Source organism: Microcoleus sp., from assembly GCF_049646505.1.
GTDB lineage: Bacteria > Cyanobacteriota > Cyanobacteriia > Cyanobacteriales > Microcoleaceae > Microcoleus.
Genome location: NZ_JBARVX010000336.1, coordinates 1 through 15,623 on the forward strand (window position 1 = coordinate 1; position 15,623 = coordinate 15,623).

Genomic DNA, 15,623 nt, shown 5'->3' on the forward strand with positions numbered 1-15,623 from the left:
TCGCCTGCGGACTGAAGAACACAAAGTAATTTTAACAGTCCGTTCTTCAACCCGCTTTGGTAGCGTGAAAGTTTGTAGAGACGCGGTTTCAACCGCCCGGTCTTCTTCTATAAAATAGAAAATATAATATTGAATGGTTCGCGTTGCAATTATTGGTTGTGGTATTGTCGGGACATCGATCGCCTTTGAACTAAGTAAATTCCCCGAAGTCAAAGTCACAGTATTCGACAAACAACCGCCGGCACAGGGTTCTACAGGTGCGGCCCTCGGCGTTTTGATGGGAGTTATCAGTCACAAAACTAAGGGCAGAAATTGGCAGTTGAGGGAAAGCAGCCTTCAGCGCTACGAAACTTTAATTCCTGAATTGGAAGCAGTTACGGGGCGGAAAATTCCTTTTAACAAACAGGGAATTTTGATGCTTTGTGCGGAGGGAGAGGATTTAAGTAAATGGGAAAAACTAGCAGCAATTCGCGAATCTCAAGGTTGGAAATTGGAACTTTGGGATGTGGAACGAGTGCGCGAGTTTTGCCCTCATCTCTATCTAAATGATAAGATTGTTGCTGGGATTTATTCGCCTCAAGACCGGCAAGTCGATCCGACGGCGCTAACTTTGGCTTTGGTGGATGCTGCTGAACGAAATGGGGCGATTTTTGAATTTGGGGTGGAAGTTGAAGGGGCGGCGATTGCTGCCAGTGGCGAGTTCGATCGACTAATTGTGGCGGCTGGTTTGGGTTCTGCTGCTGTCACTGCATCCTTAAATCAATTGGTTGACATTCGCCCGGTGTTGGGACAAGCGCTGCATTTGCGGTTAAAACATCCGTTAGGAAACCCAGATTTTACGCCGGTAATTACTTGCGACGACGTTCACATTGTACCCTTGGCAAATCAAGAATTTTGGATAGGCGCGACGGTGGAATTTCCCGAAAACGGCGGGGAAATTCCGGCGAATGCTGATATGTTAGAAAAAGTGATGGCGAGGGCGAGATCGCTTTGTCCCTCCTTAGCCGAAGCTGAAATCCTCAGAAAATGGTCGGGATTGCGCCCGCGGCCCGAAGGACGGCCGGCCCCAATTATCGAGACGCTTCCGGGTAACAGCCGCGTTCTCATCGCCAGCGGCCACTACCGCAACGGTGTTCTGCTGGCCCCTGCAACCGCGCGATCGATCCGAGAAGCAATTTTGCAATAATTAACAAATGTTAATACAATAAATAAAGTCATTCATATCTTACCTCAAAAAATGTCCGACAAACCTTTAGGTAAACCCCGCTCTTTGTGGCGAGTAATTTTGCTGTCCGCAGTCAGCTTGCTGCTATATTACGGATGGTACAAATGGATTATTCAAGAAGAATTGCGCCGCTATAACGGCACTGGTTGGTCTGGGAATCTTTGCTTGCTGCCCTTTGTTTTAGGAGTAGCCGTTCCCCAAGCTTTGCGGATATTCGACCCCGATGTTCCCGGATGGTTTGGTTGGTTTTCCTTCATCGGAATTGCTTGGATTTACATCGTGCAGTTCAAACTTTACAGCACAGTCAACGAACTTTACCGCCAAGAAGGAATCAAAGAACCGCTAACAGTTTGGTGGATTTTTGTACCGGGTTTAAATTTAATTGTTGGTTTGCGTCAAATCCACTTTTTGAGCCAATTTTGGGCAAGAAAACAAGGAATTGAAGTTAAGGATAACTTAGCCGAAAGCCTTCCTTTCCTCTCAGCTAACGCTTAATCTGTATTAAGGCATCTGGACTTTTTGCTGCAATTTCCCTGGGATTTGCAGCGATCGCATCTACATATTCTCTTCTCAAGGAGTTACGTGGACTTTTAACATTTCCCAAGTTTCCCGTTCCACGTTCAAGATATTGCCCACTTCTTGCAAAAGTTCATAACCCTTTAAATCTATGGAAATTTCTTCTTCAATGAGAATATCGCACAAAGTCTCTAATGCCAAATTCCACTCGCCCACTTGAATATCTGAAACAATAAATTCTATTTGAGTCTGTGACAGTTGTGGTTTCACGATGTTAATGACTTCATGGAGTTTACTTTCTACAAGTTTATAATCAAACATGAGTCTATCTCCTTTTGGGATCGATCGCGATCGGGCATTATGAGCCAAGCCACTTGAGAACACAAACTGGGTTTCTCACCTACTCAATACTTTGAATTAGTTTAATGTTATTTCTCAGCCATTCATTGACCAAAACTTGAACCTCAATCTTTTTATGTTCAGCAATTTTAGTCACAAATTCCTCGACATCAGGTTCGAGATAAATGGGATAATGAAACGTAGCATCAGGATGGTAAAACTTGCCTTGCTCTGATGAAGAAAAGTCATACTCTGATTTCATAATTTCCTCTCTTGATAAGCTTGGGTTTCAATGAAATTAGCTTGACGCGCTGAAATAATCCTAATTATACAGGAGGTGCGATCGGTTTGTTCAAAGGTATGGACAACTACCCTTAAAGTTCCTGTTTCATCTAAGCCTATGGTAATCCATCTATCTTCATCTTGACTGTGTTCTTCATCATATATTGTTAATTGAGAACGATCGCGGAAAACAGTTGATGCCAAACGAAAATTTAATTGATGCTTGCGAATATTTTGCTTCTCTTTGGCTGGATTCCAATCAAAGTTATAATCCAAGGCAATTTATTATGGTAAACGAAGGTGGAATTAAATTCTAACATAAATTATGAGTTAATGACTTCATGGAGTTTACTGTCAACAAGTTGGCAGTCAAACATGAGTCTATCTCTTTTTGGACTCGATCGCGATCGCACATTATGAGCCAAGCCACTTGAGAAATCTATAGCGAGCGAAATCTTGTTTGGTGACTTAAATCCTGGTAAGTGACTCCTGGAATCGCGCACATTTTAATCTTAACATTGCTGAACTTTGACTGCACTTCCGATTCCAGCTTGTCGAGAAGTTTTACAGCCCCGACTTCTTCAAGAAGTCGGATATCTGGGTATTGTTCACCAAAATTTAGGCGACAAATCAGCAAGAATCAGTTTGAGTTCCGGTTCATTAACCCGCTTAATTGCTTTCGGAATACTTACCCACTGCCGGTTTCTCTTGCTAGCTTCCGGCCAAACTTCCAGAACTGCTTGCACTTGCAGTAAAAACACTCCTACTTGACAAATACACCCGGACTTTTGATACTCGTAAATTCCCAGCAAATCCGGGAACACTTTACCCAACAAACCTGCTTCTTCCCAAGCTTCTTTGGCCGCAGAATCTTGGGGAGTCATGTCAGGTTCAATTAACCCTTTGGGAATCACCCAGCGCTTGCTAGCCGAAGAAGTAATCAGCATTACTTCAATTTCTCCGTCTTGAATGCGGTACGGAATTACTCCCGATTGTTCTACCAATACAGCGGTTTTTATACTCATATTTTCGGCAATATTTCTGGATGTAAAAGCTGCTTCAACCTCATCAACACTCCATCGCTATAAAATAAAAATTGCCTTCTGATTATAGATTATTTCCCAGTTGAAACAACAATCAAGTGTAGCATAAAGATATTTAGCTTTTTCTATCTGTTGAAATTAATAACTGTAGATGCAATGCTGAAAAATAATAATATGATTGCAATTGCGCGCAATCCTCTACCGACACGCAGATAAAAGCCGATCGCCAAAATCAGCCTCTATCCGCGCCAGTATGCAGTTTTCCCTCTAATCTTTCTTCGCCTTAGCCTCCAGATTTTCCATCCGACTCCTCAAATCTTGATTCTCCTTCTTCACCTGGTCTAACTCCTCCCGCAACTGCTTCACCGCTGCATCGGAACCAGCATTTCTCTGCACTCTTTGCACCGCTTCATCAGCCATCATACGGACGCGGCCGTCGGGAGTTTGGTCAGCTAAAGAACGCAAAATCCGAATTGCTTTGCGATTTTCCATCTGTCCTAAAGCCACTACCACAGATACTTGAGTCAAGAAAAACGTCTCCTTAGATAATTCTGCCAATCGGTGCAAAATTCGTTCTAAATTAAGCTTAGTTTGACCTGTTGAAATTGTCCCCAAAGAACGAATTGCAGCCAAGCGCAAAGCTTGCGGAGTACCGATGGCTGTATATTTCAAAATTAGATTCAGCGCATCTTCAGAAGTTTTCATTTGCGCCAAACCGGCAATAGCACCCGATCGCACAACCTCATTCCAGCCCTGACGTTCTTTCAGTACCAATTTTAACTCTTTGAGTACCTGTTCGTCCGTCGGTTTTTCGTCGGGATTAGCGCCTGCAATCGAGCCCATAGCACTAGCTGCGGCCGCTTCTACATAATAGCTGTCGTCGCCTTTTTCGACGATCGACCTCAGCGACTTATAAGTTTCGTGAGTCTTGATTTTACCCAGCGCATTCACCACAGCGCGGCGAACCCTAGCATCTTTATCTTTCAAACCACTTGCTAAACCTTCAAAAGCTTGGTCGAGTTTAATTTCAACTAACTGACCGGCTACTTCAGCCCGCACCCCCCAAAACCGATCTTTTTTGAGAACTTCTGACAGCGCTTTCACAGCTTCCAGTCCTCCCTTTTTTGCCAAAGCTTTGGCTGCATAAATCCGGGAAACCGGGTCGGGGTCGAACTGCAACTGAGCTTTTAATTCGGCAACTCCATACTCTAAAGCAACGGTTTTTAAGTATTTATTGCCGACATCAAAACTGATAAAAGCGGGCTTCTCTTCTAAGGGAAAATAGAAACTTTGCTCGCGTTCGTGCACTCGAACCGTGAAAGTTTTTATATTAGCAGAATTTCGCTCGCCTGCATCTTTTTCCGGCTTATAACCGAAGCCGATCGGAATTTTTAGATCGAAGACATCTTTGCTATTACCGTTGTCCTTTTTGCTATCTTTGATCTGAGTTTGTGTGACAGTCACTTTGGCTAATTTGCTGTCGCCGTCCCAGGAATAAGCAACTTTGTAATCTGGATGACCGCCGCGATAAACGTACTGATCGAACAAAAACATTAGATTGCGGCCTGTCGCGTTTTCGATCGCCCTTAGCAAATCGATCGTTTCTACAGTTTTGTGAGCGTTATCCCGCACAAAAGTGTGAATTGCTTTGTAAAATAGTTCGTCGCCTAACTCGGCGTGAATCATGTGATACACGCAAGCGCCTTTTTCGTACAAATGGCGATCGTACAATTCGATCGCTTCCCGGTAAACGTGAGTGACAATCGGGCGGCGGTAACGAAAACTGTCTTCAGCTAAATAATTGCGGGCTTCACCCAACATATAATAAGCCGCATCTTCTTTGCCGTATTCTTTGTCAGTCCACAGCACCTCAGAATAGGAAGCCATACCTTCCTTGATCCAAGCATGAGACCAGTGTTTAATTACTACTAAATCGCCGAACCATTGGTGAGCCAATTCGTGAGCAACCAAGCTTTCTGTACCGCGATTGTCAAGGCTAGCGCGTTCGTCTAGCAAGCACCTATCTGTTAGCAAAGTTGTCGAAGTATTTTCCATGCCGCCGAAGATGAAATCATCGACGCAGACTTGAGCGTATTTAGGAAAAGGGTAAGGATAGCCAAATGCTTTAGAGAAAAATTCAATCATTTGGGGCGTTTTGCCCATGCTGCGCTTGCCGTCGGCTTCGCGGCCTTTTTCGACGTAATAATTAACTGGTTTGCCGTTCCATTCGTCTTTAATTTCGGCAAAATCTCCGACGGCTAAGGTCATTAAATAAGTTGGGTGGATCTGGGTTTGCGACCAGTGATAAATCTTATCGTCGCCGTCATTTTTTGTGCTAATTAATTCGCCGTTAGATATTGCAAAAAGTTGTTTCGGTACTTGCACTCTAATTTCGGAAGTTGCGAGTTGTCCGGGATAGTCGAAACACGGAAACCAGAAGCGGGAATCTTCGTCTTCGCCTTGAGTCCAAACTTGTGTTGGTTTGTCGGGATAGTGTTTGTCCGGCCCGACAAAATAGAGACCGCGCTGGGGTTTTTCGACCGAGTATTCGATCGCGATTGTAATTGGTTCGTATGCTGCTGTTGGTTCGCGCAGGTGAATTTGCAGCACTTCGCCGTCGCTGTCGAAATTTTGCTCGGTTTCGCCGATTTTTACTGATTTAATGTTCAGGTTGACAGCATCTAATGTTAATTTGTCAATACCGCTGCGGACTGGATTGATGCGGATGCTGCAAGTGCCGCGAAAACTTTGTTTGGGAATATCCAGCACTAAATCGAGGAAAATATGCTCTACTTGTCCGGGGCGATCGGGGTTGTAGTGGGGTTTGGCACCGGGCATCTCGAAGGATTTGTGACCGTTTTCAGAATCAAAGTAAGTTTGTGACATTGTGATGGCGGATTGGTGTATCGATCGGCGATCGCGGGCAGCAGCGAGGAAAGCTAAACTGCCAGCTTATTCTAGAGTAGCGCGTCCTAGTTGATGTTGTCTCTAATCTTGTTAAAAACTCTGGCGATCTTTGCCGGGATGAAAAAAATGATTTTTTCGCTACAATATCAGCAAGGCTAATGTCTGCAATCATCAGCCTGAAATTGAAATTGAGAGGGAAATCTGCATGACAGCTACACGATCAGTTCCCAATTCCATCGCATCTTTGCTGGGCGACGAAGCCGAAGACTTGCTCACCCATCAAGCAAAAGTTTCTAAAGATTTGTTGCACCTGCCAGGCCCGGATTGGGTCGATCGCATTTTCGCCCAAACCGATCGCTCTCCTCAAGTTTTGCGATCGCTCCAGCAACTCTATTCTAGCGGACGCTTGGCGAATACCGGCTATTTATCCATCCTGCCAGTAGACCAAGGAATCGAACACTCAGCAGCCGCTTCTTTTGCACCAAATCCCATTTATTTTGACAGCGAAAACATCATCAGACTAGCAATTTCTGCAGGCTGCAACGCTGTCGCCACCACCCTAGGAGTGTTGGGCAGCGTATCTCGAAAATACGCCCACAAAATCCCTTTCATTCTCAAACTCAATCACAACGAACTGCTGACTTATCCCAATCAATCCGACCAAATAATGTTTGCTTCAGTCGAACAAGCTTGGAATTTGGGAGCAGTTGCAGTCGGAGCAACAATTTATTTTGGTTCCCCAGAATCGGCGCGACAAATCCAAGAAGTCAGTCAAGCTTTTTCCCTCGCTCACGAGTACGGAATGGCAACAATTTTGTGGTGCTACCTCCGCAACGATATCTTCAAACAAGACAAAGATTATCACTTAGCAGCGGATTTGACAGGTCAAGCAAATCACCTTGGAGTGACAATTCAAGCTGACATCATCAAGCAGAAATTGCCCGAATGCAACAACGGCTACGCAGCAGTTGCTAAAGCCAGCGGCCACAGTTACGGCAAAACCGACAAGCGCGTTTATTCCGATTTGACGACGGATCACCCGATCGATCTAACACGCTATCAAGTGCTCAACTGTTATGCGGGAAGAATGGGTTTAATCAACTCCGGCGGTGCTTCGGGAAAAAACGATTTTGCCGAAGCCATTCGCACCGCAGTAATCAACAAACGCGCTGGCGGCTGCGGCTTAATTTCCGGCCGCAAAACTTTTCAGCGTCCCTTTGAAGAAGGTGTAAAATTGTTCCGCGCCATTCAAGACGTTTACTTGTCGCCCGAAATTACGATCGCCTAATTCATTAATATCAGCCGTAGGGTGTGTCGCCTGCGATAAATCTTTGCCAAAAAAGGGACAATTTGATAGCGACGCACCCGCACGGATTAAGAACTCTTGTAATACCATTTATCTAAAATCATGCAATAGTCTCCGACCCCCCCTAGCCCCCCCGAGCTCGCGGGGGGGGACAAGAATACTGTTGCATTATTTTTTGAAATTGGTATAAACAACCCAAAAATGTATTGTAGGAACAATCATTAGAAATATTATAAATTGCAAATTAACTGTAATATTAATACTAGCTGAACATATATACAGACAAAATATATAATTAAAAGATGCCTCACAGCCTTATTTTAAACCTGCGGCCAGTTGCACCAATCCCATCCCAGTTTTTTACGGGGCGACATCTCCACGCCTTATTTCTCAACCTTGTGAGTGCTGCAGACAGCGATTTGAGCGCGTACCTGCACGACCAATCCAACGAAAAAGCTTTCACATTAAGCCCTTTCCAAGTAAGCAGAAAAGAGGCTTACAAAACTAGCGCACCGCAGCCACAAAAGAGGGTTTTGCCTCCGGCGGGGCGCACAAGTTCCCATACCCTACAGTGGGAACACAATCAAGCAATTGGGGAAAATACAGCGATTTGGTGGCGAATTTCTCTGCTGGATGACGGTTTGTTCGATCGGCTAACTCAACTTTGGCAGCAACTGAATTTTGACCGCCCTTGGCATCTGGGCCCGACAGATTTGTACATTACCAATATTTTAAGCGAACCGCAATCAAACCAGCCTTGGGTGAATTTTTGCAGTTACGCCGAATTGTTCGATCGCGCTTCCGACACCAATCGCCAAATTGCATTTAGTTTTTGTACTCCTACTAATTTTCGGCAAGGTGTTTACGACAGTGCTATGCCCACTCGTGAAAGTATTTTTGGCAGTTTGGCGAATCGGTGGAACAAGTACAGCAATAGGGCGATCGAACCTACTTTTATAGAAGCTATTTTCCCCAGTTTCTTCGATATCCGCACCGAAGTTTGTACGGATTCTCGCAGTAAATTTATTGGCTGCGTCGGTGAGGTTAGTTACCGAAGCATGGGAGATGTCGATCCGGTTGCTATCAAGCAAATTAACTGTTTAGCAGATTTTGCGCTTTACAGCGGAGTTGGGCGAAAAACGCCGATGGGAATGGGAATGACGCGCCGGTTGCATATTTTTTAATCATGCACTTTTCGGCTTAATTTCACTAACTATTTCGTAAATATCTGTGTCGGGAATTTTGGCGAACAAAGGAGTCATCTGCTTCAATATTTCCTGATAAGCTTCGCTTTGATTGGCGGCCATTTCTTCTACGCTTTCCCAAAAAATGATCGCAATACCTTTGTCTGTATTGGGCAATTGCAGCAGGTACGCTCCCTTAAAACCTGTGGCATAAGTTGCAACGGCTTTTTCAAAAAGTTCTTCTGCTTCTTTGAATTTCCCTGGTTTAAATTCGCCAATGGCAACGTAGGCAAACTGATGTCGGAGAAAGTCGAGAAATTCTGACATATCCTGTTCCTCAAGAAATCGCTATACACCAGGTTATATTTTACCCGATCGCCCGAAATTTGTGAATAAGCTGGTGCGCGTCTAGTTTTAACAAATATGTTTCTGGAAACAAGGAGTGGGGCGTTGCTTTGAGCGGTGCCAGAAAAATTCAATCTCAATACCGCAACAGGTTAGTAAGTTTTGGAGTGTCGCGCTCAGCCCAGCGGCGAATTGATGAGATACTGCACGTAGCTGCGATCGCGCTTTACCCGAAAAAAACGGTTTTTTGCAATAACCCTATTGAATTCACAAAATTTACCTGCAAAGATTATAAGGTATAAAGACAAATAAATTAGAGAGGCAACTAAAATAAATGCCAAAAATATTAGTAATTGAAGACAATAACTTTATCCGAGCAACCGTTATAGAACTCTTGCAATTGCACGGTTTTGAAGCTGTAGGCGCCCAAAACGGACAAGTCGGTATCCAGTTAGCGACCGCCCAAATTCCCGATTTAATCTTGTCTGATGTGATGATGCCGGAACTCAACGGTTTGGAAGTATTCGCGGCTTTGCGATCGCACCCTGCAACCGCCAGCATTCCGTTTATTTTTATGACGGGTTCAGAAATAGAAAAAGCGATCGAACTCAAAGCCGACGGCTATCTCAAGAAACCTTGCAGCGCCACAGAAATGTTCCGGGCGATCGCAACTCAACTAGAAAAACCAAAAGTTACCAACCCAAAACATCAAAAAGTACGGGACAATTCCGGTAAAGAAAATCTCAGCTTGGGCGCCCGGACTCAAAAATATCGGTTTGAGATGGCGTCGGTTTGCTCTCAATGACAGGCACTGTAACGTTCTTGATACATAAGTTGAGGGAATTTCAAATTGGTTCCAGCCAGAGGTGACTTAGACTGGGTATGTTGAATTTGGTTAAAAAGTCATGAACCCACAATCTAAAGGCCGCCTAGTTTGGAATCACTCCACCCACCTTCCCGGTTTGATCCCAATTTTAGAGCGCCTCACCCTCAAAATGGGCATTCAAACTGTCACGCCGGGGGTCATCAACAAAGTTAAAGGACACATCCCCCGCATGACATTAAGAGTGTCAGTACCCATCCGCGGGGGATTTAAAATCATCGCCAGACAGGGCAAAACCGTACAAGAAGTCTTTATATTAACCACTCTCAGTCAAGGGGACTTGGAAGAGATAATCGCCCAAACCCTAGCCCGGTGACAATTTTTCCTTAGCAAGCACTGCGCGAGCTCTAACTGCTAAAGTTTCATCGCTTTGGGCAATTTCCTCAAGTTGGGCCAAAACTTCCGTTAACCAATCCGGTTGAACAGTTGCAGCAACCGCCAAAGCTTGCAAAGCCCCCGCTGCTGCGTAGCGAACCACCCATTCCGGGTCTCGGGACGCTTGCAGCAGGGTTTTCACTGCGCGAATTTGAGCATCTAAAACTTGTTCTGCGGGCATAAGTTCCCAGCAAATCGTCCCCAAACCCCTAGCCGCCGCCCGCCGCACGCTCAAAGCAAAGTCATTCGCCGCAGCATCGAGCAAAATCTCTAAACCTCTGGGGTCGCCAATTCCAGCCATTGCCCGAACAGCCCAAGCCCTCGCTCCGTAATTGTAGCCGTCAAGCTGTTCTAGAAGCGGGAGTACGGCGGGTTCTCCGAGTTGAATCAGCCCGTCAACGGCGGCAACTGCAGCGCCGGGGTTGTTGTAGCCGAGGACTGTAATTAAGGTAGGAATTGCTTCTTTGGAAGGAGTCTCCGCCAGTGCTTTGACTGCGTTTAACAAGCCTTCGGAAGAATCTGCTTGTTCGACTGCGCGAATTAGTTCTAATGCCATTGATTTATATAATTTACAACAGGTTTACACAAAATTTTAGAGTGGAAATTTTTGATTTTAAGAATATAGGGCCGATCCACGGATGGCCAGAAACCGGGTTTTTTGCGAAAATTCTTCGCTGTAATCCGCAGATTATGTAAAAAACCCGGTTTCTTTGGTCTTGATGTGTAATTCCTGGAATATTGCAGGTACACTCAAAACCTCTTAAAGTCGCGCTATCATCTCGGTGCGAGAGCCAACATTGAGTTTGCGGAACATCCGTTTGAGAGCTTGCTTGACAGAATTCTGCGTAATCCACAGCGCTGCACCAATTTCAGCATTTGTTAATCCCCGCGCTACCAGTTGAGCAATTTGTAGCTCTCGCGGTGTCAAACTACTAGCTAAGGGGGAATTAAGTTCGATCGCACGTACCTGTAACGTTGCCAGACTCGCTGACAAGTGAAGACACAAAGCACCCAAGTTAGCAATTTCTTCGGCACCAAATGCAGGAATGTCGCCCACGCGGGCAAAATTAACTGTACCGATGAGGCGGCCGCCGCCGACAATTGGCCCTGTCATAATGTGTTCGTGGTCGTAGTAGGAACAGCAGCGCTGGTAAAGTTCGCACTGCTTCCAACCGCCTGATGGTAGCACCATTTCTTCGTGAGCGGGAGCGTGGCGGAGGGCGACGTAGCGCAGCACCGGATCTACTGCCCGACCAACTGTTTCGTAGCGCTCCAAAAAAGCACTAACATTTGGTACGCCGCGAACATCAATTTCAGCAATGCCGGAATGTTGGTTCAGGAAAGAAATCCCCCAGCGCTGTACTCCAAAATGCTCGCCAACTCCATCCATAAACCGCCGTCGAAGTTCTGCCTCGTCGCGCGCGCGGGCGATCGCATCAAATAGGGCATAAAGAGAATTAGCCATTTATAGCTTTAAAGTGTACCCACTTGGGGACTGTGCAATTTTTAGATTACTTTCTACCATAATTCGTAGCAAGGTTCAAATAATTAGAAAAATGACAACTCAAGCAAAATATCATATTGGCCTGGTGATTTTTCCAGGCATGACTCAACTCGATATGACCGGCCCTTACCAGGTATTTTCGATGATGCCTGACACTCGCGTTTTGCTGTTGTGGAAGACTCTAGAATCGGTGACAAGTAGCGAGGGGATGACGATTTTACCTACCGCCACGTTCAATGACTGTCCGACTTTAGATGTTTTGTGTGTTCCCGGTGGCGCGATCGGACAAGTGGAAATGATGCAAGATATAGAGGTACTGGATTTTCTGCGCCAACAGGGCAAAACAGCAAAATATATCACCTCGGTTTGTACTGGTTCTTTGATTTTAGCTGCTGCTGGACTGCTTCAAGGATACCGCGCTGCTTGCCATTGGGCATTTCGCGACCAGCTAGCAATGCTGGGTGTTGAAGTTGGAACCGAAAGAGTTGTTGTCGATCGCGATCGAATTACAGGAGGCGGCGTAACTGCTGGCATCGATTTTGGATTGGTGCTTGCCGGCAAGCTCTGCGGCGAGGAAACTGCCAAAATGATTCAGTTACTTTTAGAATACAATCCCGCGCCGCCTTTTCATGCTGGTTCCCCAGAAAGTGCTGGAGATATTTTAGTTGAGCAAGTGAAGAAATTTGGGGAACAGCTAATATCTGCCTCCCTAGAAGTTACTAAGAAAACAGCGCTCGGATTGGGTATTAACAATTAAGGATCGAAAACTTAATAACTGAAACACCTTCTACAGTCCTCTCTCTTGTAAGTTGCCAGATAAAAGGAGGCAGAGCCAAAGCATCTGCATTACCAGGCTCTGCCTGGTAACGATCGAAAGAAAAGAGCGATCGTATTAGGTATGAATAGTTAAGTTAATATCAATCTCTGTTGGCTCTTAGTCCGCGTAGGCGGACTTCGTTTTTGTAGCAGCGATTTCAATCGCCGAGGCCGATCGAAGAGTTTTAAAGTTTACAGCAAACTATCCATTAAATCCATAACCCGGATAGCTTCATCGGACAAAGATAGAGATGTTTGTTGATTTAGGTGATGCTCCAAAACTCCTTTGAGGGCAATCAATTTCATGCTATTTTCTGCTAAAGTTTCAGCAATAGCTGGCGCTGACGGCAAATAGCCGATCGCCCCCAAGTCCATCAAAGCCGATCGCCGCAACTGCAAATTATCCCCATTCAAAGCTGTCACCAATAGATCTCCGTAAATGCGATCGCCAGTCAACTGATACATCGCCCGCGCCGCAGCGTACTGCACCCGCTCCACAGAATGATCTAAAAAAGGTGCAATTAGCGGTATAGCTTCTGTCGCTCGCAGCGTGCCCAAAGCTTCAATTACCGAGTCGTAAGGCTGCACCAAGTGCGATTTGCCAGCCACACGCACGGCCCTGGCCACGCCCCCATCTAAGAGTTTCATCAGCGACGGAATGGAATCGATATCGCCCAGCATTTCTAGAGCTTGAGCCGCCGCTTCCCGCACGTAATAATCCGCGCATTCCAAACACCGAATCAGTGCCGGTAAGGCTTGTTTGTCGCCCAATTTACCCAGCGCCCGCGCCGCATTTCGCAATAGGGAATAATCGCCTATTTTTGTTTGTTCTGATTCTTCCTGCAAGGCTGCAATCAAAGCTGCGATCGCCGCCGGTTCTTTGACTCGAAATCTGCCAACCCACCAAGCAGCGTAATACCGGAGACTGTAGTCTTGGGAGTGCAAATTTGCGATCGCCTGTTCTACTGTTAAAGACTCGCCGTCAGCTACACCCGCCGGCGGTGAATCGGATTTGTAAAAATCCATAGTTATTTAGTTATTGGTTATTGGTTATTGGTTATTAGTTATTAGTTATTAGTTATTAGAAACTCGGCGATTGAAATCGCAGCTACAAAAACAAAACCCGCCTGCGCGGGTTGGGGAACCGGGCGATTTCGATCGATCTTTCAATCACCGACTTTAATCGCCCTTTGAAGGAGACTATTAATTATCATCCTCGGATGATTCAGGCGCTGATTCTGCCGATGATTCTGCCGATGATTCGGCGATCGCACTTAGCGCCTGAATGTTCACAATCTTTCCGCCCATGCGAGTAATCCGCTGCATTTCTTGATTCATCCGATTGTACGGCACGGTGATAAATGTACTGCCGCTCGATCGAATCGAATAATCAATATTTTCTGTATCATCGCTTTGGCGCAAGCCAACCACTTCGTACCGAAAACAGCGACCTGCGGAAGCTGTATTGCCACTTTTTCCAGCTACAATTTGACCGAACATAAGCTTCTTGGTAATTGGTAATTCTGACTGTTGACTGTTGACTGTTGATTGTTGACTGTTGACTGTTAGCTGTTGACTGTTGACTGTTGACTGTTGACTGTTAGCTGTTGACTGTTAAGAGGGCGGGCACGGGGGCACCGCCCCTACTGACTGTTAAGAGGGCGGGCACGGGGGCACCGCCCCTACTGACTGTTAACTGTTGACTGTTGACTGTTGATTGTTAACTGTTAACTGTTGACTAATGACTAATGACTAATGACTAATGACTACTGCCAACTGCCAACTGCCAACTGCCAACTGACTAAATTGGAGTAATGCTGGCGATTTTTGCGCCCATGCGCTGAAATTTCTGCATTTGCGAGGACAAATCGTCAACAGGTACGATAAACGCCTTGCTGCTGCGGCGCACGCTGGGATAGCCGCCGGTGCGAATTCCCGAAACTTCCACGCGGAAAAGCCGCCCTTCTTTGCCGTAAGCTGCGCCGCCGCCGAAACCGGTGCCGGGAGTTACGTTTCTGGCAGAAGGCCGATATGCCCAACCCTCGTTACCGCCAGAAGGCCCAACTACTGCTGTAGCGCTGTTAGTACCGAGTTCAACTGCTAAGCGGGAGTTATTGCCTTCTAGTTGCGATGTATCGCTGTTTGCGTAGCCGCGGTACAGGCGGAACATCCGGGTAAAACCGACGGTTTTTTGCCCGCGCTGCGTGTTAAAGCCGCGGTAGTAAGGGACAATATTTTCGCCGAAGTTTTCTTGATACTCTACTGAATCGACATAAGAATCGATATCAGCATCGTAGCCTTGTGTTTGGTACAAATCTAAGTGGTAAACTACTTCAGATTCGTCGTAGGGAGCGCGACCGAGCAAGTGTTTGTAGTTTAGTTCGATCGTCCGAGTTTGAAAGCTGCTGTATAAAAACTTGGTTTTGTACAGTTCCGATTTTGCCACGGCGCGCACAAATTCTCGCACTGTTAAGCTGCCATCTCGCAGCAGAGACTCAGCACTTGTCAGGCGTTCCGATTTCATTAAATAATCGTTGCCCAACAACTGACGGTAAACGGCGCGAATTACTATTTCTACATCATCTTTGGTGTAGTTTGGGCGCAATTCTACCTGCGGTGCATCGCTCAATGCGGATGTTCCCAGCCTGGACGCTGCTGTTGTAATAGCCACCAGATTTTCTCCTAAATTAATAACAAAAATTTAAAGCTTCGTTGCACTTGAGATTGTTAAGACTAAGCCTAATATGTGTAGGGGTAGGATGCACAGTAAGTCGGGCGGGTTTTGCCACAATCTACTGCTGGTTTGCATATATTTTGGCTAAACCCGCCCCTACAAGTTTTTCCTACCTATCTACTTAGTCCTAAGTTGTTTGCTGACGCTTGCAAAAAAACGTCTTT

The 15,623-nt window shown here is 45.8% G+C and carries 18 protein-coding genes; 7 read left to right on the forward strand and 11 right to left on the reverse strand.

Going from position 1 to position 15,623, the window contains the following annotated elements; genetic code table 11:
- Positions 1-133 precede the first annotated feature (133 nt).
- A complete protein-coding gene (locus WBA89_RS17230; RefSeq protein ID WP_424408398.1) occupies positions 134-1,186 on the forward strand; it encodes an NAD(P)/FAD-dependent oxidoreductase in 1,053 nt (350 codons plus the stop codon).
- A gap of 51 nt (positions 1,187-1,237) precedes the next feature.
- Complete coding sequence (locus WBA89_RS17235) at positions 1,238-1,720, forward strand: hypothetical protein (protein WP_424408399.1); 483 nt, start codon at positions 1,238-1,240, stop codon at positions 1,718-1,720.
- A gap of 75 nt (positions 1,721-1,795) precedes the next feature.
- Here the strand turns inward: WBA89_RS17235 and WBA89_RS17240 are convergent, their stop codons facing one another.
- The 5 genes from WBA89_RS17240 to WBA89_RS17260 form a co-directional block, all read right to left on the reverse strand.
- Positions 1,796-2,125 carry a MafI family immunity protein gene (locus WBA89_RS17240; protein ID WP_424408400.1) on the reverse strand — a complete coding sequence of 110 codons (330 nt, stop codon included), beginning with the start codon at positions 2,123-2,125 and terminating at the stop codon, positions 1,796-1,798.
- Positions 2,126-2,141: 16 nt separating this feature from the next.
- Positions 2,142-2,342: a hypothetical protein gene (locus WBA89_RS17245; protein WP_333144455.1), complete on the reverse strand. Its 201-nt coding sequence runs from the start codon at positions 2,340-2,342 to the stop codon at positions 2,142-2,144.
- Positions 2,339-2,638, reverse strand: a complete 300-nt coding sequence (locus WBA89_RS17250) for a BrnT family toxin (protein ID WP_424408401.1) — start codon at positions 2,636-2,638, stop codon at positions 2,339-2,341. The genes WBA89_RS17245 and WBA89_RS17250 overlap by 4 nt, the downstream gene beginning before the upstream one ends.
- A gap of 332 nt (positions 2,639-2,970) precedes the next feature.
- The gene (locus WBA89_RS17255) at positions 2,971-3,387 is read right to left on the reverse strand and encodes an NUDIX hydrolase (RefSeq protein WP_424408402.1); all 417 of its coding nucleotides are present in this window, start codon (positions 3,385-3,387) and stop codon (positions 2,971-2,973) included.
- A 285-nt stretch (positions 3,388-3,672) separates the two neighbouring features.
- A complete protein-coding gene (locus WBA89_RS17260) occupies positions 3,673-6,291 on the reverse strand; it encodes a M1 family aminopeptidase (RefSeq protein WP_424408403.1) in 2,619 nt (872 codons plus the stop codon).
- A gap of 226 nt (positions 6,292-6,517) precedes the next feature.
- On the opposite strand from WBA89_RS17260, the gene WBA89_RS17265 reads away from it, so the two are divergent.
- Complete coding sequence (locus tag WBA89_RS17265) at positions 6,518-7,600, forward strand: class I fructose-bisphosphate aldolase (RefSeq protein WP_424408404.1); 1,083 nt, start codon at positions 6,518-6,520, stop codon at positions 7,598-7,600.
- 320 nt (positions 7,601-7,920) lie between these two features.
- A complete protein-coding gene (gene cas6 / locus WBA89_RS17270) occupies positions 7,921-8,802 on the forward strand; it encodes a CRISPR-associated endoribonuclease Cas6 (protein WP_424408405.1) in 882 nt (293 codons plus the stop codon).
- On the opposite strand, the gene WBA89_RS17275 is transcribed toward cas6, so the two are convergent.
- Entirely contained in the window at positions 8,803-9,129 is a 327-nt protein-coding gene (locus WBA89_RS17275) for an antibiotic biosynthesis monooxygenase (protein ID WP_424408406.1), read from the reverse strand. It abuts the gene before it with no gap.
- A gap of 352 nt (positions 9,130-9,481) precedes the next feature.
- Between WBA89_RS17275 and WBA89_RS17280 the strand changes: the two genes are divergently transcribed.
- On the forward strand, positions 9,482-9,952 hold the full coding sequence (locus WBA89_RS17280; protein ID WP_424408407.1) for a response regulator: 471 nt from the start codon (positions 9,482-9,484) through the stop codon (positions 9,950-9,952).
- 100 nt (positions 9,953-10,052) lie between these two features.
- Complete coding sequence (locus tag WBA89_RS17285; RefSeq protein ID WP_424408408.1) at positions 10,053-10,346, forward strand: DUF2103 domain-containing protein; 294 nt, start codon at positions 10,053-10,055, stop codon at positions 10,344-10,346.
- Here WBA89_RS17285 and WBA89_RS17290 read toward each other — a convergent pair.
- Together WBA89_RS17290 and WBA89_RS17295 are read right to left on the reverse strand one after the other, a co-directional pair.
- Entirely contained in the window at positions 10,335-10,961 is a 627-nt protein-coding gene (locus WBA89_RS17290; protein WP_424408409.1) for a HEAT repeat domain-containing protein, read from the reverse strand. The two genes, WBA89_RS17285 and WBA89_RS17290, sit on opposite strands and share 12 nt — an antisense overlap.
- A gap of 204 nt (positions 10,962-11,165) precedes the next feature.
- Entirely contained in the window at positions 11,166-11,870 is a 705-nt protein-coding gene (locus tag WBA89_RS17295; protein ID WP_424408410.1) for a helix-turn-helix transcriptional regulator, read from the reverse strand.
- 91 nt (positions 11,871-11,961) lie between these two features.
- On the opposite strand from WBA89_RS17295, the gene WBA89_RS17300 reads away from it, so the two are divergent.
- On the forward strand, positions 11,962-12,666 hold the full coding sequence (locus WBA89_RS17300; RefSeq protein WP_424408411.1) for a DJ-1/PfpI family protein: 705 nt from the start codon (positions 11,962-11,964) through the stop codon (positions 12,664-12,666).
- A gap of 251 nt (positions 12,667-12,917) precedes the next feature.
- Here WBA89_RS17300 and WBA89_RS17305 read toward each other — a convergent pair whose 3' ends face one another.
- From WBA89_RS17305 to WBA89_RS17315, 3 genes are all read right to left on the reverse strand, one after another.
- Positions 12,918-13,751 (reverse strand): HEAT repeat domain-containing protein, encoded by an 834-nt coding sequence (locus WBA89_RS17305; protein ID WP_424408412.1) that lies wholly within the window; start codon positions 13,749-13,751, stop codon positions 12,918-12,920.
- A gap of 177 nt (positions 13,752-13,928) precedes the next feature.
- The gene (locus tag WBA89_RS17310) at positions 13,929-14,225 is read right to left on the reverse strand and encodes a phycobilisome linker polypeptide (protein ID WP_424408413.1); all 297 of its coding nucleotides are present in this window, start codon (positions 14,223-14,225) and stop codon (positions 13,929-13,931) included.
- A gap of 301 nt (positions 14,226-14,526) precedes the next feature.
- The gene (locus tag WBA89_RS17315) at positions 14,527-15,396 is read right to left on the reverse strand and encodes a phycobilisome rod-core linker polypeptide (protein ID WP_424408414.1); all 870 of its coding nucleotides are present in this window, start codon (positions 15,394-15,396) and stop codon (positions 14,527-14,529) included.
- Positions 15,397-15,623: the final 227 nt, after the last annotated feature.